The following is a 20,490-nucleotide window of genomic DNA, read 5'->3' as shown; positions in this document are numbered from 1 at the left end:
CGCAGACGATCAGTTATCCTTAGCCGAAAAGGGCGAAAAGTTGGTGTCTGTATCGAACAAATCCACGCCTTCTGCTTTCTTCAATTTGCCGACCACCAGATAAGTCACTGGAGTGAGTGCTGCCTCCCAGATGACTTTGAGCAGCCAATTGGTGACCATCACAGTGACAATCGCTTGAGATGACCAGATGCCGAAAAAGGCGATGGGGTAAAAGATCAGACTGTCAACGCCTTGCCCTACAACCGTTGAACCGATGGTGCGTGTCCATAGCGCCTTGCCTTTGGTCCAGACCTTCATTTTTGCCATGACATAGGAATTGACGAATTCTCCGGCCCAAAAGGCGGTGATCGAGGCAACGACAATCCGCCAGGCATTGCCGAAGGTTGCGTTATAGGTTTCCTGACAAACCGCTCCCGTGGGTGCGCCGGGATCGTTTGCCATGACAATGGGGCTGGGGCCGTCGAAGCAGGTCCAGCCATCAAAGGCGGGCAGGCTGACGACGACATAGCTCATGAACGCAAGGAAGATCATCGCCGCAAAGCCCGTCCAGATCACGCGCCTTGCTCGCGCAAAACCGTAAATCTCGGTCAGGACGTCGCCGATGACATAGCCAAGCGGGAAGAACAAAATACCAGCGCCGTAAATGAAAATGCCTTCGGGCGCGGGCCACCATCCGACGGGCCACCAATCCACTTCGACGAAGGTAAGCTTTGCGGCGCCAATGATGTTCGACAGCAAAAGGATCGCCACAAAAGCGGCCATGACGAAGTCATAATATTTGAACGTCACCGGTGCGTGGCTGGTCGCCTGAATGCCGTCATAAGGATCGGTATCGAACGCAGCGCCCCGGTCAGGGGCATGATTGGGTGCGGGATTGTTGGTATTTTCCATCAACAGTCGCACTAGCGCGATTTGAAACTCGCGCAAAGCGCGCTATGGGCGCATCGGATGCGCGCCCTTAGCTCAGCTGGATAGAGCACGGGACTTCTAATCCTGAGGCCGCAGGTTCGACTCCTGCAGGGCGCGCCATTCCCGTTTAGCTTCCTACCTGTTCAATCGCCCTTCGATGAGGCGGTCAACCAGTGATGGGTCTGCGAGGGTTGAGGTGTCTCCGAGCGAACCGTAGTCGTTTTCGGCTACTTTTCTGAGGATGCGGCGCATGATCTTGCCGGAACGGGTTTTGGGAAGGCCGTCGGTGAACTGGATGTGATCGGGCGTTGCGATGGGACCGATTTCCTTACGCACATGGGCGCGAAGCTCTGCGTAGAGATCTTCCGAGCCTTCTAGCCCTGCGTTCAATGTGACGTAGCAATAGATGCCTTGCCCTTTGATATCATGCGGATAGCCAACCACCGCAGCCTCTGCGACACTGTTGTGGAGCACGAGCGCGCTTTCCACCTCGGCGGTGCCCATGCGGTGGCCAGAGACGTTGATCACATCATCGACCCGGCCCGTGATGCGATAATAGCCATCCTCATCGCGCTTGCACCCGTCACCGGTGAAGTATTTGCCTGTGTAAGTGCTGAAGTAAGTCTGCACGAAGCGTTCGTGGTCGCCGTAAACGCTGCGCGCCTGGCCCGGCCATGAGTGGGTTACACAAAGGTTGCCCTCATTTGCGCCGGTCAGCGTTGCACCTTCATTATCGACCAGTTCCAACTGCACGCCAAAGAACGGCAGACCAGCAGACCCCGGCTTCATATCATGCGCGCCGGGAAGGGTGGTGAGCATACAGCCGCCCGTCTCGGTCTGCCACCAGGTGTCGATGATGGGACAGCGACCTTCGCCCACCACATCAAAATACCAGCGCCAGGCTTCCGGGTTGATCGGTTCACCGACGCTGCCCAGCAGGCGCAGTGAGGAACGTGACCGGCTTGTCACGAACTCATCGCCTTCACGCATCAGAGCGCGGATGGCGGTGGGCGCGGTGTAGAGGATGTTGACCTTGTGCTTGTCCACTACGTCCCAGAAGCGGCCATGATCGGGGAAGCTTGGCACGCCCTCGAACACGACCTGCGTCGCCCCGTTCATAAGCGGGCCGTACACGATATAGCTGTGCCCGGTGACCCATCCGATATCGGCAGTGCACCAGAACACCTCACCGGGTTGGTAGTCAAAGATGTAATGGAAGGTGGTCGCGGTCCACACGCCATAGCCGCCAGTGCTGTGCAGCACGCCTTTGGGCTTTCCGGTGGAGCCGGAGGTGTAGAGGATGAACAGCGGGTCTTCTGCATCCATCACTTCGCAATCGACGGGCGCATCGGATGCAACGTCAGCGAACCAGTGATCGCGGCCCTCTACCATGGGAACATCGCTGCCTGTATGCTTGACCACAAGCACCGCCTCGACCCCTTGCGTACCCGCAAGCTTGAGGCTTGCATCGACATTGGCTTTAAGAGGAATGGGCTTTGCGCCGCGCAGCCCCTCATCAGCGGTGACGACAAAGCGCGACCCGCAATCCTCAATCCGGCCCGCCAGCGCTTCAGGCGAGAAACCGCCAAAGACAACCGAGTGGATCGCGCCGATCCGGGCGCAGGCCAGCATGGCGGTGATGCCTTCGATTACCATGGGCATATAAATGGTGACGCGCTCGCCTTTGGTGACGCCAATCGCTTTTAGAGCATTGGCCATGGCAATGACTTCACGCTGAAGTTCGGCATAGGTGACGCTGCGGCCTGCCGATGCAGGATCATCGGGCTCAAAGATCAGCGCGGTCGTATCGCCGCGCCCGGCTTCAACATGGCGGTCCACCGCATTGTAGCACAAGTTGAGCTTGCCATCCTCAAACCACTGGATCGACACAGGATCAAACGACCAATCCCCGCCTTTGGAAGGCTTCACCACCCAATCCAAACGCTCCGCCTGATCAAGCCAGAAATGATCGGAGTCGGTGATCGAACGCGCGTAGCCCTCTTCATAGGCCTGTGAAGAACAATGGGTCGGGCGATCAGATTGCGGGCGTGGTTGCACAGCCTCAGACATGGGAAGGGTCCTCTCTCAACGTTTAGGAGGAGCCTAATTGGTTTCCCACGCCGATCAAGCATTAGCCGAGCGGATTTCGCCATGTGGAGGCTGGTCTTTGCCCGCTTGAAACGAGATGACCTCAGGCAATCCTGCGATGGTCAAGTTGTCTGTCGTTTTGGGCTGTCCAATGCGCCTCTTCCTGCCGTGCGATCAGCTTGTCGATCTCGGATGCTGGATGCGGTTTATGGAAGAGCCAGCCTTGGATCTGGTCGCATCCTGCGAGCCTGGCCAGATCGGCTTGCTCGCTTGTTTCGACCCCTTCAGCGGTGACCGCCATGTTAAGCGCCCTTGCGATCGCGATGCTTGAAATCATCATCGCGCTAAAGCTCTCATCCTGGCTTGCCTCAATTACCAGTGTGCGGTCGATCTTCAGCTTTTCAAAGCGGAACTGGCGAAGGAAACCGATGGAGGCGTAGCCAGTGCCAAAATCATCGAGCGAAATTCTACAGCCAAATTCGCGGATCACATTTAGGCTTCGTTCAGCAACAGCGGGATCAAGAACGAGGCAGGTTTCTGTCACCTCAAGTTCCAATTGTTCAGGCGGATATCCCGTTTCCTCAAGAATTTCGCCGAGCTTGATCGGAAAATCCGAGTTTCGCAGCTGCGCCGCGGAAATGTTGACCGAGAGCGAAATATCACCCCACTTCAATGCCTTGGTCATTGCTTCGCGCAAAACCCAAAGACCAAGCGGATTGATTATGCCTGATTCCTCCGCCACTGGAATAAAGTGGTCGGGACGTGCTTCCCCGCCATCGTCGCGGTTCCAGCGCAGCAGGGCTTCGACGCCTACTATGCGCTCGCTGTCCGCCTCAACAAGAGGTTGATACACGAGCGAAAACTGACGCTTTTTGAGCCCCTCGCGAAGATCGTCTTCGAGTTGTCTGATCGCCTCGCGGTGCTGGTCGAAGCTCTCATTAAACCACGTGCAGCGCATTTTCCCGCCGCGCTTGGACATATACATCGCAACGTCCGAACGGCGCAGCAATTCCGAAGGGGACACATCATCGCTTTTAGTGCGATGCGTGATGCCCACGCTGGCCCCGATCGCAAGTTCGCGTGTGCCAACCAGGACTGGCGCGTTGAGCCGATCAAGCAAGCGTCGGCACAACCCTTCAAGGATAGTGCCACACATCGGGCCAGTCGTAACCGCAGCAAACTCGTCGCCTCCAAGGCGATAGCATACCGCCTCGTCGCCCAAAATGCCTTCGAATAATTGCGCGCACTGCGTGATCAGAGCGTCGCCAAAGGTATGCCCGAAGTGGTCATTGATCTGCTTGAAACCATCAAGGTCGAGAAGGGCAATCGCAACCTCCTCATTAGTGTCCAGGCTGGCTTGAATGTCCTCATGCAGCGCGTGGCGATTGGGAAGATGAGTGAGGCGGTCTGTGCGCTCGAGAAGTTCGAGCTCCTTCATGTTTGTGAGCCCCATGCGGCAAACACCGATGATGCTGGCTGCAAAGGCAAAGGCGGAAAGAATGATAGGCAGGGAGGGAGCGGCAAGAGTGAGCGCACCAGCTGCGACAAGAACGGCCGAAATCCCGGCGACCACGATGGATATGATTGCGAGCGGCAGGATTATTAACCCTCGCGACGTCAGGCGCATCGGTTTGCTCGGTCTATGCACGCTGCTTCCTTTGTTGCCGCAAATGATCCAAAGTGAGCGTCAAGCCCGCGTAATCCTGCGCTTTAGCCACTTCAGCACGATAAAGATGATTGGCTAATGATACGTAAAGTTACAGCTAGGGTGATATGGCTCTGGCCAGTCGAAAACTCAAAGCTCAAGCATCAGGCGGCATTCACGGTTTCGCGCTTTTGTGGATTGATTTCAAAGATACTGGCGCGTTCAGGCGAGAGTGCGAACCCGGCGCCACTTACAGACGCCGTCTCACCATTGCCAAGCATGAGAAACCCATCACGCGCGAGAGCTTTAGCGAGGCGTTGCAGGGCAAGTTTGCGATTGCCTGCGCCAAAGTACAAAAGCACATTGCGGCACAATATGAGATCGAATGTGCTCCTGCCCGGAGGTTGGTTGAGCAGATTGTGGATGCCAAACCGGGTGTTTTGACGCAATTTTTCGGAAACTTGCCAACCGCCGGATGTGTTTGTGAAATGGGCTAGCATTTGCCCAACGCCAAGACCTCGCTGGATTTCAAACTGGCCGTAAATCCCTGCTTTTGCGGTCTTTATGGCTCCATGCGAGATGTCAGTGCCAAGCAGGTTGATGGTCCAGCCTTCCCACAATTCTTTTTGCTCTTCGAACAACATGGCGAGACTGTAGACTTCTTGGCCCGTTGAGCAGCCTGCGCACCAGATCGACAAATGACGAGTGTGCGCGCGGCGTTCGCGTAATTGCGGGAGGACAAATTGCGGGATTTGATCGAAGGTTGGCTTGTCGCGAAAAAAATAGGTTTCGTTGTTAAGCAAAGCTTCGACGACCTCAGTTGCAAGGTCGCCATGCTTGGCGTGGCTTTGAGGCGCATCGAGCAGGCATACAAGCTGATCGAGGTTTTTGATGCCATGTTTGCGGAAAATCTCCGACAAAGCCGAGCCAAGCCGCCATTGACGGCTTTTTGCAAGATGCTGGCCAGTGCGTTCGAAGAGAAGATCAACGATGATCTGATAGGAGGCTTCGCTATGTTCCATCGGTTTCGTGCCCCCGCTTACCTGGCCGCGCCGCGTTGCCGGGCAAGCTTCTCGACGATCGCCAGACCTAGCGCGTGAGGTGTATCGACAAGGCTGGCAAGACCGTTTTTCGCAACCGCGCCCGGCATTCCCCAGACCGCGCTGGTTTCGGCATCCTGCGCCCAGACCTCGCCGCCCGCCTTGACGAGTGCGCGAGCGCCTTCAAGGCCATCGCGGCCCATCCCTGAAAGCAAAATTCCCAGCGCTTGGCCATCGCACGCGTCGACAAGGCTAGTGAACATCGGGTCGACCGAAGGCAGGCATCCGCTCAATGCAGGCTCGGTGCTTGGGCAGGCGATCAATCGGCATTTCTGCCGAGTAAGGCACAAATGGCTGTCGCCCGTCGCCAGCATAATTTCCCCTTCACGCAGCACCGCTTCGCTTTGTGCGATGTGCGTTGGCCTGCCGCTCGCGTTTTCGATCTGGCGCGCAAAAACAGGGATGAAACTGGCTGGCAGATGCTGGGTGATGAGGATTGGAGCCGTGCACGCAGGGGTGAGCGTTTTCAGCAATATGTTGAGCGCGTGAATCCCACCCGTCGACGCGCCTATAGCTATCACTCTGGTGTGGCTCACATTTGTGGCCATCGCCTGCGCTCTATGGCTCTTCGCCGAAAAGCTGTGCCCTTCCTCGCTTTTACGCGAAGCGGTCTGGCCTGACGCGCAAGGCGTCATGTCCTTCGCGGCGCTAGAGGATTTGTTCTTGGTCCCAAGCGCCGTGATTTTGCCAAGCAGCTGGCTGCGATAGCGTTCTGTAAATTCGCCGGGACACGGTTTCAGCAAAGTGTCGGCAGCCCCTTGCGAAAGGGCCTCAACTGTCGTTTCAGCACCTTGCGCTGTCAGAGAGGAAACGACAAGCACCTGCGTATCAGGCGATGCTTTTAGGATTTGGGGGAGGGCTTTGATCCCGCCCATTCCGGGCATTTCAAGGTCGAGTAGCACGACATCAGCAGCTGCCTTTTCAAGCGCTGTAATCGCGCGCTCGCCGCTGCTTGCGGTGGCAACGACCTCCATGCGTGGGTCATGATCCACCATGCGTTTGAAGATCGTGCGAACCGTCAGACTGTCGTCAACGATCATCACGCGGATGCGCGGTTCGCTCCTTCGCGAGGAAACCAAACGCCTCACGCTGGCGCGCGGGCCAAGTGAAGCAGGCGCGTTCATGCAAAGCCGACGAGCTGCAATTTGATCTGTAGAGTTTCGTGATCGAACGGCTTCATTACATATTCGTCAGCACCCGCATTGATTGCTTCGCGGATGTGTTCGACGTCATTTTCCGTGGTGCAGAACACGACCTTGGGTTTATCGCCGCCATCGCGTTGCCGAAGGTGAGTGAGAAAATCGATCCCGCTCATTACCGGCATATTCCAGTCGAGCAGTATCACATCGGGCATGGCGTTGTCGCACGCTTCCAATCCAAGCTTCCCGTTCTCAGCCTCATCGACCGTAAAGCCAAGGTTTTCAAGAATATGCCGCGATACCTTTCGGATCACTTTGGAATCGTCGACAATGAGACAGCTTTTCATGAAACCACCTTGGCAAAAGAGGGGCGAGGGAGTGCAGAGAGAAGTAATGGCAGCATCAGGCAGCAGCCTCGAATGGCTTTGCCGGACACAAAAGCGCGCTGAGGTTGAGAAGAAGTGCAGGGCCGACCCGTGTTTCTACGAGGCCTGGTGAAACTTGCGTCCAGCCTTCGCCGAACCCGCCCGGTACAGTTTCAGGCTCGCTCATCGCGGTGCAAACGTCTTCGATGATATCGACCCTGAATGCGTAAAGATCGCCGTTGAGGCTTGCGACAATCGCGCGGTGGTCGACCGGAAATGCGGTTTGGTCGAACCCAAGCGCCGTGCGGGCATCAATCACGGTCAACGCCTGGCTGCGCATGGCGGTAATCCCTGAAATATATTCAGGGGTACGCGGCACAGGAGTGATTGCGCCGATCTCGATCACCGCATCCACATTCGGCGCTTCAATCGCGCAGCGTCGACCTGCAATTTGGGCCATCACAAGAAGGGTGTTCATCGCAGTGCTCCTCCTGCACGCCGGGCTTTGTTCAAGGCATCAAGCAAGCCTTCGCGGTCATAGCGATATATGGTGGGTGAGCCTTCGGGTGCCTCGGGGGTTTCGCGAAGGCGCACAACGGGGCTCGCAAATTCCATATCGAGAGCGGCAGCTGCTTCGAATTCGTCGTCAAACCAGATGGCGATGTCTTCGCCTGCGTTCAGGGCATAGGTTACGTTATAGCCGGCATTGGTTAGAAGCGGGGCGAGGATCGCATGGGACCATTCGCCTTCGGGCAATCGGCAAACAGGCTTGTCGCCTTCCATCGGCCGTTCACCAAAACGGGCAAACAATTCGTGGCTGTCCGAAAGGCTGACAGTGTTCTCGCCCAAAAGCGTGACCGCTTCGACCAGTGGATCGTCGTTTACAGTTTGGAGCGGGTTGGAAAGCTCCGCCGTTTCGAGCACCTGGCTCACCGCGTAGGCAAGCTGGCTGTTTCCATCGCTGAGCCGCAAGCACCGTAATTTATCGCGCTCAATCGAGCCTTCGGGAAGGCCGACGATCGGCAGGATAACCCCGTCAATCACGACGCGCGGGGTTGGTCCCGAGCGGTCGATTGCATGGAGCGGGACGGTTTCAATGCGTTTGACCAATTCGAGGCGAATAGCGCGGCGGCGGCCGTCGAAATCGTTGAACAGCATGACGCGGCCATATGTTTTCTCTGCATCATCCTCGACCCGTTTGTCGGGCCTTGAGGGCTGACTTCGAAGATCGGACAGGATATCGTTTTCAATCGCGATGTTGGTTATGTCGAGAAGAAGCACAGGCATTCCGTCATCAAGCAGCGATGATCCGGCGTAAATGCCGGCCTGCATCACCGCAGGAGCCAGCGGTTTGACTACGATATCGCCATGCGAGTGGATTTCATCGACCGCCAATGCAAACAGCTCGCCATTAGCCAGCCTGAGCATCACCATCGTTTGGTCTTCATCGGCAAGTTCGCTTGGCGGGAGATCCAGAACGTTGCCAAGCTTGAGACACGGCACGCGATTGCCGCGGAAAGTGACAAGGCCCGTCTCGCCTACGCGCTCGAAATCAAACGCCTTTGACGAAGAGTGAATGACTTCTTCGACATAGCTTTGCGGGATCGAAAAGCGTTGACCGCTGACTTCAACGTTAAGCCCTGTGATGATGCTGAGCGTCAACGGGATTTTGAGCGTGAAAAGAGTGCCCGCGCCCTTGGTCGAGGTGACATGGATGGTCCCACCCACGCGCTCCAGATTCTGGCGAACCACGTCCAGTCCAACGCCGCGTCCGGAAATGCTGCTCACCTGTTTCGCGGTTGAAAAGCCGGGTCGGAAGATCATTTGCAATATGTCTTCCTTGCGCATGGATTTGCGCTCAGCCAGTGTCATAAGTTCCATTGCAATCGCTTTTTGCGCGATGCTTTCTTCGCACAAGCCGCGCCCATCATCGCTGACAACAATGGAGATCATATTGCCCGATTGGCGGGCGATAACCGAAATAAACCCCGTTATATCTTTCCCGGCTGATCGGCGATCATCTGGCGCTTCAATGCCATGATCGACGCAATTGCGCAGGATGTGGTTCAAGGGATCGCGGATCATTTCGATCATTTCGCGATCAAGCTCGACATCCCCGCCTTTAAGCTCAATCGCTACCTCTTTGCCCAATGTCTGGGAGAGGTCGCGTACGAGCCGCGGGAAGGCGCTGAATAGCGTATCAATGCGCTGCATCCGCATCCGCGTGATCGCGTCGCGAACATCATTGAGGATGGACGTCAGGCGCTCAAACGGTCCATCGACCATCGGTTGCGTGCCCGCCTGGCGCAAGCGATTGGCCAAGTCATTGCGTGCCAGCACCATGTCGGAAACACCGCTCATCACGCGGTCGAGCAATTCGACCGGTAAGCGGATCGAGCGTTGGGTGACTGCGCGTTCGCGGAGGGGCGCGGTGCTGGTTTCCGGTTTCTCTGGCTTGGCGGGTGCGCCCGTCTCATGCTGGCTAGATGCGGCGTTGCGCGCTTCCTTGCCATCAAGTCCAAGTCCCGCGATCAATTCATCATCGCTGCCGCCCGCAAAGTCTTCTCCCGCTTCAATCGCATCAATCATTGCCGCGATCCGGTCGATGATTGCAAGGACTGCTGTGACTAGAGCACCGTCCGGTTTACGCCGTCCAGATCGACAATCGGCAAGTGCGTCTTCCGCTGCGTGGCTGAGCGCTGCAAGGCGGGGCAAATCGAAAAAGCCGCAATTGCCTTTGACGGTGTGAACGAAGCGGAAGATGGTATCGAGGCGCGCGCGGTCGCTTGGATCGGCCTCCCAGGCGACGATCTCGCCTGAGCTTGCCTCCAGCATCTCGCGCGTTTCTGCGACGAAATCCGCCAGCAGGTCGTCCATCTTGAGCGTGCCCCTTTATTCGAGACGATTTTACATCTCGAAACGGCTTATGAACGCGGATGGTTAATGAAATCCTACTGGCCAGACCTATTGCTACAACCCATTGCTATCGGGTGCGCGGGTTTTTAGCAGCCAGTAAGCCAGCGCTGCGCCTGTCATTCCGCCAACGATATTGGCGGCAAGCTCGGCCGAGAAGACCGCCTCGCTACCCCATTCCCCGATAAACAGCCATGCAAATGGCAACATGATGAGAAACACGCGCACCGCAGATTGGGTGAGGGCGTAGGCCGCTTTGTCGATCGCGTTCAAAATGCCGTTGGCGACAATCAGGATACCAAAACCGGCATAACCCCATGATGCGATGTTGATGTACGAGACAAATTCCTGGGTCACTGCCGGATCGTTGGTGAAAACTCGCGCAAATTGGCCTGCAAGTGGAACAAAGACAATGACGAGCAGGACGCCCCATGCAAGGCAGAAACCAAAGGCGTAAAGCGCAGCCCGGCGCGCTCGTTCATATTCTCTCGCGCCCCAGTTTTGCCCAACGATTGCCCCGATCGAACCCGAAAGTGCGAGCAGGGGCACTGTTGCAAAGCTTTGCAATCGGCCTGCTGCACCAAACCCTGCAACCGCTGCCTCGCTTTGCGTGGCGATTATCGCGGTCAGAACCGACAGGCCAATCGGGTTGATCGAATTGGAGAAGGACGCGGGCCCTGCTACCTTGAGAATGGCGGCGGCAGGGTCTGTCCAACTGCCTTTGCGAATGAGCGAGGGGTCGAGCGGAATATCGGTCCGCCGCAAAAGGAAAAACGCCATGACCGCGCCAATACCGTATCCGATAATGCTCGCATAAGCCGCGCCCGTGATGCCAAACCCCTCGAATCCGAAAGCACCAGTGATAAGGATCGGATCCAGCACCCAGTTGGCCGCTGCATAGGTGAGCGAGACATAGCTCGTCTTTTTCGCCTCGCCTTGGCCGCGCAAGACCCCGTTAAAGCCCATGATCGCCAGCACCAGCGGAAAGCCGAGCGCAAATGGCTCCATGTAATCGAGGATCAGGCCGCGCAGATTTTCGGGCGCGTTCATCAGGGTGAAGAGCGGCTCGATCAGAGCATAAAGAGCTGCGCCAATGAGGATTCCGATCAAAACCGAAAATACGAGCCCGAAATTGGCCCTTCGCGCGCACCGTTCCTCATCGCCTTCGCCAAGGGCTCTTGCGACAACCGAATTGATCCCCACCATTACGCCAACGCCAAGCGATGAAAGCGCCGTTGTGACCGGGAAGATAAAGGATATGGCCGCAAGCTCTTGCGACCCCAGCTTGCCGATGAAATAGGCATCGACAAGGCCAATCGACATGATCGCCGTCACGCCCACAATCGCTGGCAAAGTCTGCGAAACCAAATGACCTCGGATTGAACCTTTGGTCAGCTTGGCGGCCGCATTTTGAGGGGAGAGGTTATTAGAACTGTTCATGGGAGCGGCTGGCTTATCGGGCCAAACTCACCTGCGCAAAGTAAATCACGCAAAGGCCTATCTTTGTACCTCCTATCAGACACGCTTGCCCGATTGGTCGGATTAATGCGATAGGGAGCGCGAAGAGAACCAAGAGGAAGGGATTGATCCGATGGCAACGCAATTAAAGCCTGACAGCAGCCTTGAAGGCAAAGTGAGTGCGCAAGAGTGGCAAGCACGCCTCGATCTGGCGGCCTGCTACCGCATTTTTGACCATCTTGGCTGGGGCGAATCGATTTACAATCACATCTCCATCGCTGTGCCAGGAGAAGAGGGTGCGTTCCTCATCAATCCATTTGGTTTGCTTTACGATGAAGTGACCGCTTCCAACCTCGTCAAGATTGATGTCGAAGGCAACAATATCGGCGGCTCGCCTTACATGGTGAACAAAGCGGGCTTCACTCAGCACGCGCATTTTCACAAAGTTCTGGGCGGACGCGCCAATGCAATCTGCCACGTTCACACCACCGCGACCATGGCAGTGTGCAGCCACAAGGACGGCCTCCTGCCAATCAGCTTTTACGCCTGCAATTTCCAGAACCAGATCGGCTATCACGACTTTGAAGGCGTGACAGTGCGCGCTGAGGAAGGGGAGCGCCTCGTGCAAAACCTCGGCAATCACTCAATCCTGATGCTGCGCAATCATGGTCCGGTTGTGATGGATGGCACTATTCAGGGGATGTTTGTGAAGATGTGGGCGCTGCAACGCGCCTGCGAGATCCAAATCGCGACCCTTTCACAAGGTGAGCCCAAAGTGGTGCCGCAAGAGGTGATCGATGTGCACCAGCGCGACCTTTCAGTCATGGCCAGTCAGGGCGGCGCAGGCGTGTTCGATTTCGAAGCGTGGAAGCGCCGCATCGACAAGATCGACGACAGCTGGCGTAATTAAGGTGCTCGCCTCGTTGGACAGATGAACATTTCAACCAAGAAACCTCGACGGTAAGTCGTGCCGCGTATGACCATCAACGGGCGTCCGCTCGAATTTGATCTCGACCCGGATATGCCCTTGCTCTTCGCGCTGCGCGAGGCGGCGAACCTTACCGGTACAAAAAACGGAGGCGGGGGCGCAGCGTGTGAATGTGGGGCGTGCATGGTGCTGGTCGATGGGGCGGCCTTGCGCTCGTGCCGGATCACTCTGGCCGAGGCCGAGGGGCGCTTCATCACCACGATCGAAGGGCTTTCGCGCGACCGTTCTCATCCTGTCCAGCAAGCCATGGTGGCAGAACAAGCAATCCAGTGCGGTTTTTGCACGCCGGGTATCGTGATGGCCGCCGCTGGCCTTTTGTCGCGCAACCCTTCGCCAAGCAAAGCCGACATTGAAGAGGCGATCCCTAACGATTGCCGCTGCGGCGTCTTTCCCCGGCTGGTCAGCGTGATAGAGCGGGCCGCGCGTGTCGCGCGCCGGGAAGAAAGCATCAGCGCCGCGCCTGCCCCTGCAATCGACACAAGCGATGCAGCCAAAGCGGTCCCTGCGCTTAGAACCGTGCCGAAATCCGAAGACTCCGGCACGTAAGAGCTCAGCTCTCAAAGAGTTTTAGAAACGCCCTGAGATCGCAAAGCGGGCATTGATCGGCGCGCCGACGCTTGCCTGATGGGTGCTGTGCGAATTGGGGAAATAGGTGGTGTCGGTAAGGTTCTCGACATTCACCTGAACGCGCCAATCCTCGCTCACTTCATAATAGGCGGCTGCATCAACCCGCGTGTAGGCTGGCAGGATGGCTCTTGTGGTGACCACATCGCCATTAAGCCCGGTGTAGCTGACCGTCCCATTGGTGATGAAGCTTTCCGATTGATGCGTGATGCCAAGGCCAAGGCCAAAGCGGTCCGTCACATCAACCTTGTTCCACAGTGAGAACATATTCTCAGGCAATTCGCGTGGACGAAGCCCGGCGTTCCCGAAACTGTCGACCTGACGCCCGTCGAGGTAGCTGTAGCCGGCCTGAATGCTCCAGCCGGGCAGAACCTCGCCCTGAAGCTGGATTTCAAAGCCTTGAATGGTACTGTCGATGACATCGAGCGTTTCAGGATCATTGTCACTGGGTTGGGGGGAGCTTTGTTCGATGTCGAACACGGCTGCCGTGAAGCTGAGGCCGGGTTCAAAATCCCATTTGATCCCGGCTTCGAGATTGGTGAAGGTATCAGGGTCCAGCGCATTTGCCGTGCCGTTGATGTTGGCGAATTGTTCGCCTGAACGCGGCAGGAAGCTTTTGGAATAACTCGCATAAACCGAGATATTCTCCTGCGGCTTGAGGATGATCCCGCCGCGAGGGGAAAACTCTTCATCCTTGCGGGTTCGAAGGCCATTGGTGCCGGCAAGATCAAGCACTTCGATATCGAAACTGTCGAAGCGGCCACCCACTACGATGTTGAGCCAATCGGTGACTTCAATCTCATCCTGAACGAAGAGGGAGAACACTTCGATATCGACATCGGTGTCGTCATTGAGGCTCACCGCACGGTCAAAAGTGACGCTGGTCGGGTTGCCATTGGCGGCAACGCCCACGCCATTGCGGAAGTTCAAAGGGCGCTGGATCGTGAAGAATTCATTGTCATCCTGGCTGTCGCTCCACACCGGGTTGATGCGGTCTTGCCTCGAATTGGTGCGGATATATTCGCCGCCAATCAAAAGCGTGTGGCCAAGCGAGCCTGTTTCAAACTCACCCACGAGATTGCCTGAAAGGATGAGATTGTCGCGCACCGTGCGGTCGATATAGCCATCGGTTGTGACCACGTCTGGCGTTGCAAGTTCGTTGTAACCGCTGGCGTAAAAGTTGGAATAAACCTTGTCATAATCGCCGTAAAACGCGCTTGCGACACCTTTCCATTCGTCCGAGAATTTGTGTGTCACATTCGCACGGAAAAGATGCGCTTCCAACTCGTTGAAGTTGAGCTCTGCATCGCCGAATGTGATGTCGGTGAAGGCCTCGACCGGGCGGCCATCGGCACCTGTTGGAATGCCGCGATCAATAAAGCGGTCGTGCTTTGCGTATTCATAGGAAAGGTCAACGATCGTGTCCTCGCCTGCGGCAAAGCGCGCCGTCGGGTTAAAGCCGATGCGTTCCCCGTCGTAGAAATCGCGGTGATTATCGAGGCTTTCGTAAGCTGCGTTGACGCGGAAGGCGACCTGCTCGGAGCTTGAGAGGTTGAGATCGGCAAAGATGCTGTATTCGCCAAAGGTGTCCACCGCGACCTGTCCACCGGCAAAGTTCTCTTCAAACTCGCCCTTTTTGGTGACGCGGTTCAGCACGCCGCCTGCACCGCCGCGACCAAACAAAAGCGCGTTGGGACCGCGCAGGATTTCGACCTGCTGGACGTTGTAGAGGCTGCGATAATATTGGACGTCGTCGCGGTTGCCGTCGATGAAGAAATCAGCCGTTGAGCGGATGCCGCGAAAGACGACCGAATCGCGGTGCCCTTCGCCTTGGGAATTGTTCACACCGGGGGTGTAATCGATCAGTTCGCCAACGCTGACCCAACCGCGTTCTTCGATTTGTTCCTCAGTGGTAATCGAAAGGCTTTGTGGCACGTCGATAATCGGAGTCGGTGTTTTGACCGAGGCAACCGCGTTCGATTGCAGGATGTCGCCGCTGACCAGAATGTCCTCGCCGACATATTCCATATTGGGATTGGGTTCGGCCACAGCAGGAAAGGCAATTGCGGCGCACGTTACAGTGAGTGCGGCCTTGAAGCGGTAATGTGTCAATGTGTTCCTCGTCTTTTTGATCCGACGAACCCGCTATTGAAACCTATTCGCATCTGCAAGGAAAAAATGAGAATTACTCGCAATTCGGTAGTGTGTGGTCAAACAGGCACGCGTTCGCTATTCATCGGCGCACCATTTCAGCTTCACAAATCCAAGGGAATTCCACAATGAAAGCAACCATCTGGCACAATCCCAAATGCGGCACTTCGCGCAAAACGCTGGCTATTCTGGAAGAGCGCGATGATGTTGAGCTGACCGTGGTGGAGTATCTGAAAAACCCGCCGAGCCGCGAAAAGCTGGCGCAGCTTTATTCCGATATGGGGATCACGCCATGCGAGGGGCTGCGGATTCGCGGCACCGATGCAACAGAGCGCGGGCTGACGGGGGCGGATGCGAACACTGTGCTCGAAGCGATGGAATCAGATCCCATTTTGATCGAGCGCCCGATTGTCGAAACCGAAAAAGGCGCCGCCATCTGCCGCCCACAGGAGAAGGTGCTCGACCTGCTTTGATAGCGCGCAAGCGACGCAGGCGGAGAGCTAGCGGTCTGTCGTGAGCACTTCGTCCGCTTCAAGATTACGCCATCCGACAAGGGTAACGCCAAGGCAAATCATGATGATAAAGCCGAAGCCGAGCCAGTCGTTGACATTGTAAAGCCAAACGCCGAGCGCGGGTGCATAAATGAAGCTTGCGCCCGCGACGCTGGCAACGATGCCTGAGGCCTGACCTTGTTCGGCGCGGCTCACGGCGAGCGATGTGCCTGCGGTTGTGCCGGGGCGGAAAAGGCCAAAGCCAAGGCAAGCAATCGCATAGCCCAGCGATAGCCCCACAACCGTATCCGCAATGCCCAGAATAGCGGTGCCAAGGGCTGCAACGATCATGCCGGACAGGGTCGCGGCGCGTGGGCCGATCTTGAAGCGCGGAATAATTCCCCACTGTGCAAGCAGCGTCGCGATCGCGCCAAAGGCCATGACAAGGCTGACGAGCGCTGCGCCTTGCGTAAAATCCTCGCGCATATTGAGGCGGTCGAGCACCAGAAAGCCGATCACCCCCATGATCATCGCCTGCGCGTGGCCGCCAAACAGCGAGGCAATCACCCAATGGCGAAGGCGTGGCTCAAACCATTTGAGGCGCGCTTGATCGCCTTGGGGCAAGGTGCCGCGCTCTTTGTCGTCGCTGTCGTCCAGATCATCGGAATTGGAAAGCCCGGCGTTCGGGTCGCCAAAGGTCTTGCCGCGCGCTTCGAATTGAGGCGTGTCATTGGGAAGGCGCAGGCGCAACAGGACGAGCGTCGCCACGCCTATGAGGGCAAAGCACCAGGCGGGCCCCGTAAGGCCAATTCCGAAAAACGGGATAATCATTAGCGGGGCGAGAACCGGGCCAACCACCGTGCCAAGGCCAAAGCTTGACGCGATGAGAGACAGCGCCTTGGTGCGTTCAGAGCGCGAGGTGCGCGCAGCGACATAGGCTTGCACGGCGGGCGGCGCGGCGCTGCCAAATGCGCCGTAAGCGCTTCTGGCGATGGCGAAAAAGAGCAGCGTTGCTAGCCCCGTAATCCACCCGGCAAAGCCCATCCACAAGACCAGCCCGCAAAGGCTCATGCTGACGATAAAGCCGACCAGTCCGAGCGCCATCATCGCCTTGCGCCCCCGCTTGTCCGAACGCCTGGCCCAGAAAGGGGCACAAACGACCCACAAAAGAGCAGACCAGGAGTAAGCGAGGCTGATCCACACGTCACTGATCTCTAGCGCGGTGCCGATAGAGGGCATGACCGAGTGCATTGCTGTGTTGCCAGCAGCCGTCACCAACATGACCATGAACAAGAGCGCCATGCGCCCCGTCGGGATGGCGTTGCCTTGATCGGCGTTGGCTGCGTTTTCAGCCTTAAGGGATGGGTCAATATCGGCCATTGCCGTTGGAGCTAGGCCAGCGCAGTAATTAGATCAATCGGTGATTACACCGCTTAGCAAGAGTGAGCATTACCTAACCAAACGTGTCTTCGATCACGTCCGCGCTTGGGCCTGACAATTGCGCGTGCATTGCCACTGCGACCGCGCTGATGATCATACCGATGATCATACTGGTCAAACCATTGGCTAGTCCGGTGATCAGAGCCGTTGCCAGTCCTCCGCCAAGCGCGCTTGCGATCAAAGTCATAACGCTGCCAAAGATCAGGCTGGCAACGAGGAAAATCACCACGATCACTGTCCAGAAACCAACGATGGGCCATTGTTTTGGCTTGGTGAGAGCAAAGCTGCGGGTGATCGCGGTGATGGGATTGAGTGTCTTTTCCAGCACCAGCACTGGCATCGACATCGACAAGCGGCCCAAAAGCCACGCGACAAATCCGACCACCGGGATAAGGGCAATTAAGCCGATTGCCGCCGCTCCGGTGAGCCCTGCAAGCAAGGTGATTGGCAACACGATCACCATCGCGCCAAGAAAATAGAGTACGAAAAACAGGATCAGGATCGCAAACACGCTTGGCACGGTTTTAACGCCAGTGGTGAGCGCTTGCCCCACGGTCGGGCGCGCCTCGCTCATCAGGGCAACCATTGCGGCGTATCCTGCGAATTGGAACGCGGTTGAAAAGAGCCCGCCACCGATCAGTGGCCCCGCCATTTCCGCCATTTGCGCAGCGATCACGTCCTGATCCGCGAACGGGTCAGCGAAGGTCTGCATATCGGGAAAGAACAGGTAAAGCGCGACCGATGGCAGCAGCAGGAAAATTCCTGCGATCACCAGCAAGAGCTGAAAATTGGCCTGCACCAGCTCGACAGCGCGCGCCCAGCAGCTGTTCATATCGAAATTCATGTCGGCCCGGCTCCCTAAAAGCGTATTTCCCTCTTGAACTTCGCCACCATTGCCGCCACGCGGATGCGATGGCAAGCGCAGCGCAAACTTTGCCCCAAGAACTCGCACACACCAGCGTCGAATGGCGCCGGGACGAGGCTCTCGTGCCTTATCGCGAGGCGTTAGAGGCGATGGAGACGCGCAACGCCGCGATTGCTGCGGGCGAGGCTAAGGAGCAGATTTGGCTGCTTGAACATCCCCCGGTGTACACAGCAGGCACCAGCGCGGACCCGGCTGAGCTCACCGATCCGCGATTTGATGTGGTCGAGGTAGGGCGCGGCGGGCGCTATACCTATCACGGGCCGGGACAGCGTGTGGGTTATCTCATGCTCGACCTTGGCAAGCGCGGCAAAGATGTGCGCTGCTTTGTCTATGCAATTGAAGGCTGGGTGATTGACACGCTTTCCGATTTCGGGATCGAAGCATGGCGCGCGGAAGGACGCGTAGGGATCTGGTGTCAGGATATTGACGGGCGCGAGGCAAAGATCGGCGCGATCGGCGTGCGCGTGCGCCGTTGGGTTACGATGCACGGGCTTTCTGTTAACCTTGACCCGGACCTTTCCCATTTTGGCGGGATTGTCCCATGCGGCATTGATGAGTTTGGCGTTACCAGCCTCGCGCGGCTTGGCAAAAGCGTTTCAACCGAGCAATGGGACGAGGCGCTGATAAAGCGCGCGGATGGATTTTTGGGCACGCTTGAGGCGGCCCGCATAAGGGCGTGCAGGAAATGAAGTATGCTTGGCTTGGCATAGCAGCGCTGCTGGCGCTGTCGGCTTGCGAGGAAGAGGCAGACACGGGCGTTTCGACTGAAACGGGCGGGGAGGCCGCAGGCGAAATCCTCGGCGGCACGATCAGCGATGATATGATCGCTTTGGAAGAGCTGACCTCAACCTCGCCTCCTGCTGAGCGGCAGGCAGACCCGGCGCCAAGCGCGCCTTCGAGCACTGGCCAAGCTGCGGCAAGCGAAGTGGAGGCTGAACCTGAAGAGGCTTCACCTGAACCCGGCGGCCCGGTCACGGCAGGGCCAAGCCGTCCTGTACCCCAAAATGAAGAGGCCGGGGGACCGATAATCAATCCCCCAGCCTTTTGAAAAGAAAGCCTTCTAATCGACCTTTGAAAGTTCAGGCAGCGTTTGCGGCGGCCTTTTCTTCTTCCAAAGTCAGATAATCGATATAGCCTTCTGGCGTCGGGAAGTACCAGCTTTTGGGCACGTCCTTATTGGGGTTAAACTCGGCCCCTGCGGCAATCCGTTTTTCCAGATCAGGGTTGGAGATATAGGGCCGGCCAAAGCTCACCGCATCGCAGCGACCGCTTGACACATCATCGTCGGCTTCCTGCGCGGTATAGTCGGAATTGAGGATCAGCGCGCCAGAATAAAGCTCGCGGATAAGTGCGTCCTGCTTGGGCACGTCGGTGCGGCCAAAGGTGCCATCAGGGCCCGGTTGGCGCAGTTCAAGGTAAGCAAGCCCCATCTCCTCGATCACCTTGGCCGCTGCGCCAAAGGTCGCTGGCGGATTGCTGTCGTCTGTGCCCTGGCTGTCGCCATTAGGCGACAAGCGAATACCAACGCGGTCCGCGCCCCAGACATCGACAATCGCTTCCAATGCCTCGCGCATAAAGCGGGTGCGGTTTTCAGGCGAGCCGCCATATTCATCATCGCGGTGATTGGTGCCATCGCGCAGGAATTGATCGACGAGATAGCCATTCGCTCCGTGCAACTGGACGCTGTCGAACCCAGCCTTCTTCGCGTTTTCAGCCGCCCGACGATAATCATCGACCGTGCGCTTGATATCGTCATGCGTCATGGCGCGTGCGGTGACGAATTCCTTCTTTCCCTCTGGCGTGTGCGCTTCGCCCGGAGCTTTGGTTTCGCTGGCGGAGAAGGGGGGCTTCCCGTCGAGGAAATAGGGGTGCACGATCCGGCCCATGTGCCAAAGCTGCATGGAAATAAGACCGCCCTCTTCGTGGACCGCATCGACAATTGGTTTCCAGCTTTCCGTCTGCTCATCGGACCAAATACCGGGAGCCGATGGCCAGCCAAGCCCTTCGGTGGAAATACCCGTCGCCTCGGTCAGGATCATCCCCGCGCCTGAACGTTGACGGTAATAGGTTTCCATCATCGAATTGGGCACGAACATCGGATCGGCCGCGCGCCCACGGGTCAGCGGTGCCATGAAGATACGGTTGCGAGCCTCAAGCGCGCCCATTTTGAGCGGCTGAAAAAGGGCCTCGTGTTTCGGTGCATCGGTCATATGTGAAATCCTCTCAAATTCGGTTTCATTTGGCTATTCACTTG

At 57.1% G+C, this 20,490-nt stretch carries 18 protein-coding genes and 1 tRNA gene; 6 read left to right on the top strand and 13 right to left on the bottom strand.

Features of this window, described 5'->3' with window-relative positions; genetic code table 11:
* Positions 1 to 9: 9 nt before the first annotated feature.
* Positions 10 to 891: a queuosine precursor transporter gene (locus tag INR77_RS14580; RefSeq protein WP_223071731.1), complete on the bottom strand. Its 882-nt coding sequence runs from the start codon at positions 889 to 891 to the stop codon at positions 10 to 12.
* Positions 892 to 952: 61 nt separating this feature from the next.
* On the opposite strand from INR77_RS14580, the gene INR77_RS14575 reads away from it, so the two are divergent.
* Positions 953 to 1,029, top strand: a tRNA-Arg gene (locus INR77_RS14575).
* 15 nt (positions 1,030 to 1,044) lie between these two features.
* Here INR77_RS14575 and acs read toward each other — a convergent pair.
* The 8 genes from acs to INR77_RS14535 form a co-directional block, all read right to left on the bottom strand.
* A complete protein-coding gene (gene acs / locus INR77_RS14570) occupies positions 1,045 to 2,979 on the bottom strand; it encodes an acetate--CoA ligase (RefSeq protein ID WP_223071730.1) in 1,935 nt (644 codons plus the stop codon).
* 121 nt (positions 2,980 to 3,100) lie between these two features.
* The gene (locus INR77_RS14565) at positions 3,101 to 4,645 is read right to left on the bottom strand and encodes a bifunctional diguanylate cyclase/phosphodiesterase (RefSeq protein ID WP_255573809.1); all 1,545 of its coding nucleotides are present in this window, start codon (positions 4,643 to 4,645) and stop codon (positions 3,101 to 3,103) included.
* A 161-nt stretch (positions 4,646 to 4,806) separates the two neighbouring features.
* Positions 4,807 to 5,664, bottom strand: coding sequence for a protein-glutamate O-methyltransferase CheR (locus INR77_RS14560; RefSeq protein ID WP_223071729.1), 858 nt, complete (start codon positions 5,662 to 5,664; stop codon positions 4,807 to 4,809).
* A gap of 17 nt (positions 5,665 to 5,681) precedes the next feature.
* Positions 5,682 to 6,866: a chemotaxis-specific protein-glutamate methyltransferase CheB gene (cheB, locus tag INR77_RS14555; RefSeq protein ID WP_223071728.1), complete on the bottom strand. Its 1,185-nt coding sequence runs from the start codon at positions 6,864 to 6,866 to the stop codon at positions 5,682 to 5,684.
* A complete protein-coding gene (locus tag INR77_RS14550; RefSeq protein WP_223071727.1) occupies positions 6,863 to 7,228 on the bottom strand; it encodes a PleD family two-component system response regulator in 366 nt (121 codons plus the stop codon). The genes cheB and INR77_RS14550 overlap by 4 nt, the downstream gene beginning before the upstream one ends.
* A 55-nt stretch (positions 7,229 to 7,283) precedes the next feature.
* Positions 7,284 to 7,724, bottom strand: coding sequence for a chemotaxis protein CheW (locus tag INR77_RS14545; protein WP_223071726.1), 441 nt, complete (start codon positions 7,722 to 7,724; stop codon positions 7,284 to 7,286).
* Positions 7,721 to 10,123 carry a chemotaxis protein CheA gene (locus tag INR77_RS14540; protein WP_223071725.1) on the bottom strand — a complete coding sequence of 801 codons (2,403 nt, stop codon included), beginning with the start codon at positions 10,121 to 10,123 and terminating at the stop codon, positions 7,721 to 7,723. The genes INR77_RS14545 and INR77_RS14540 overlap by 4 nt, the downstream gene beginning before the upstream one ends.
* Before the next feature lie 93 nt (positions 10,124 to 10,216).
* Complete coding sequence (locus INR77_RS14535; RefSeq protein WP_223071724.1) at positions 10,217 to 11,599, bottom strand: MATE family efflux transporter; 1,383 nt, start codon at positions 11,597 to 11,599, stop codon at positions 10,217 to 10,219.
* 151 nt (positions 11,600 to 11,750) lie between these two features.
* On the opposite strand from INR77_RS14535, the gene INR77_RS14530 reads away from it, so the two are divergent.
* Together INR77_RS14530 and INR77_RS14525 are read left to right on the top strand one after the other, a co-directional pair.
* Positions 11,751 to 12,527: a class II aldolase/adducin family protein gene (locus tag INR77_RS14530; protein WP_223071723.1), complete on the top strand. Its 777-nt coding sequence runs from the start codon at positions 11,751 to 11,753 to the stop codon at positions 12,525 to 12,527.
* Between the two features lie 57 nt (positions 12,528 to 12,584).
* Positions 12,585 to 13,151 (top strand): (2Fe-2S)-binding protein, encoded by a 567-nt coding sequence (locus INR77_RS14525; RefSeq protein ID WP_223071722.1) that lies wholly within the window; start codon positions 12,585 to 12,587, stop codon positions 13,149 to 13,151.
* Between the two features lie 21 nt (positions 13,152 to 13,172).
* Here the strand turns inward: INR77_RS14525 and INR77_RS14520 are convergent, their stop codons facing one another.
* Positions 13,173 to 15,341, bottom strand: coding sequence for a TonB-dependent siderophore receptor (locus tag INR77_RS14520; RefSeq protein ID WP_255573808.1), 2,169 nt, complete (start codon positions 15,339 to 15,341; stop codon positions 13,173 to 13,175).
* Positions 15,342 to 15,508: 167 nt separating this feature from the next.
* Between INR77_RS14520 and arsC the strand changes: the two genes are divergently transcribed.
* Positions 15,509 to 15,853 carry an arsenate reductase (glutaredoxin) gene (arsC, locus tag INR77_RS14515; protein ID WP_223071721.1) on the top strand — a complete coding sequence of 115 codons (345 nt, stop codon included), beginning with the start codon at positions 15,509 to 15,511 and terminating at the stop codon, positions 15,851 to 15,853.
* 27 nt (positions 15,854 to 15,880) lie between these two features.
* Here the strand turns inward: arsC and INR77_RS14510 are convergent, their stop codons facing one another.
* Both INR77_RS14510 and INR77_RS14505 read right to left on the bottom strand, forming a co-directional pair.
* Positions 15,881 to 17,251, bottom strand: a complete 1,371-nt coding sequence (locus INR77_RS14510; protein WP_223071720.1) for an MFS transporter — start codon at positions 17,249 to 17,251, stop codon at positions 15,881 to 15,883.
* Positions 17,252 to 17,324: 73 nt separating this feature from the next.
* The gene (locus INR77_RS14505; RefSeq protein ID WP_223071719.1) at positions 17,325 to 18,155 is read right to left on the bottom strand and encodes a hypothetical protein; all 831 of its coding nucleotides are present in this window, start codon (positions 18,153 to 18,155) and stop codon (positions 17,325 to 17,327) included.
* 68 nt (positions 18,156 to 18,223) lie between these two features.
* Here INR77_RS14505 and lipB point away from each other — a divergent pair, with 68 nt between their 5' ends.
* Together lipB and INR77_RS14495 are read left to right on the top strand one after the other, a co-directional pair.
* Entirely contained in the window at positions 18,224 to 18,925 is a 702-nt protein-coding gene (gene lipB / locus INR77_RS14500; RefSeq protein ID WP_223071718.1) for a lipoyl(octanoyl) transferase LipB, read from the top strand.
* Positions 18,922 to 19,284, top strand: coding sequence for a hypothetical protein (locus INR77_RS14495; protein ID WP_223071717.1), 363 nt, complete (start codon positions 18,922 to 18,924; stop codon positions 19,282 to 19,284). Before lipB ends, INR77_RS14495 begins: the two co-directional genes overlap by 4 nt.
* Positions 19,285 to 19,315: 31 nt before the next feature.
* On the opposite strand, the gene INR77_RS14490 is transcribed toward INR77_RS14495, so the two are convergent.
* Positions 19,316 to 20,446 carry an alkene reductase gene (locus tag INR77_RS14490; RefSeq protein WP_223071716.1) on the bottom strand — a complete coding sequence of 377 codons (1,131 nt, stop codon included), beginning with the start codon at positions 20,444 to 20,446 and terminating at the stop codon, positions 19,316 to 19,318.
* Positions 20,447 to 20,490: the final 44 nt, after the last annotated feature.

This window comes from Erythrobacter sp. SCSIO 43205, from assembly GCF_019904235.1.
In the GTDB taxonomy this organism is placed as follows: Bacteria; Pseudomonadota; Alphaproteobacteria; order Sphingomonadales; family Sphingomonadaceae; genus Erythrobacter.
The sequence above is the reverse complement of the archived record's forward strand: the minus strand, read 5'-3'. Positions and strand labels throughout refer to the sequence as shown.

Coding starts and splice junctions, on each gene's coding strand:
- INR77_RS14560 (WP_223071729.1), bottom strand. CDS start 5,664: ATGGAACATAGCGAAGCCTCCTATCAGATCATCGTTGATCTTCTCTTC.
- INR77_RS14545 (WP_223071726.1), bottom strand. CDS start 7,724: ATGAACACCCTTCTTGTGATGGCCCAAATTGCAGGTCGACGCTGCGCG.
- acs (WP_223071730.1), bottom strand. CDS start 2,979: ATGTCTGAGGCTGTGCAACCACGCCCGCAATCTGATCGCCCGACCCAT.
- INR77_RS14490 (WP_223071716.1), bottom strand. CDS start 20,446: ATGACCGATGCACCGAAACACGAGGCCCTTTTTCAGCCGCTCAAAATG.
- INR77_RS14580 (WP_223071731.1), bottom strand. CDS start 891: ATGGAAAATACCAACAATCCCGCACCCAATCATGCCCCTGACCGGGGC.
- cheB (WP_223071728.1), bottom strand. CDS start 6,866: ATGAACGCGCCTGCTTCACTTGGCCCGCGCGCCAGCGTGAGGCGTTTG.
- INR77_RS14540 (WP_223071725.1), bottom strand. CDS start 10,123: ATGGACGACCTGCTGGCGGATTTCGTCGCAGAAACGCGCGAGATGCTG.
- INR77_RS14550 (WP_223071727.1), bottom strand. CDS start 7,228: ATGAAAAGCTGTCTCATTGTCGACGATTCCAAAGTGATCCGAAAGGTA.
- INR77_RS14505 (WP_223071719.1), bottom strand. CDS start 18,155: ATGAATTTCGATATGAACAGCTGCTGGGCGCGCGCTGTCGAGCTGGTG.
- lipB (WP_223071718.1), top strand. CDS start 18,224: ATGGCAAGCGCAGCGCAAACTTTGCCCCAAGAACTCGCACACACCAGC.
- INR77_RS14495 (WP_223071717.1), top strand. CDS start 18,922: ATGAAGTATGCTTGGCTTGGCATAGCAGCGCTGCTGGCGCTGTCGGCT.
- arsC (WP_223071721.1), top strand. CDS start 15,509: ATGAAAGCAACCATCTGGCACAATCCCAAATGCGGCACTTCGCGCAAA.
- INR77_RS14535 (WP_223071724.1), bottom strand. CDS start 11,599: ATGAACAGTTCTAATAACCTCTCCCCTCAAAATGCGGCCGCCAAGCTG.
- INR77_RS14510 (WP_223071720.1), bottom strand. CDS start 17,251: ATGGCCGATATTGACCCATCCCTTAAGGCTGAAAACGCAGCCAACGCC.
- INR77_RS14530 (WP_223071723.1), top strand. CDS start 11,751: ATGGCAACGCAATTAAAGCCTGACAGCAGCCTTGAAGGCAAAGTGAGT.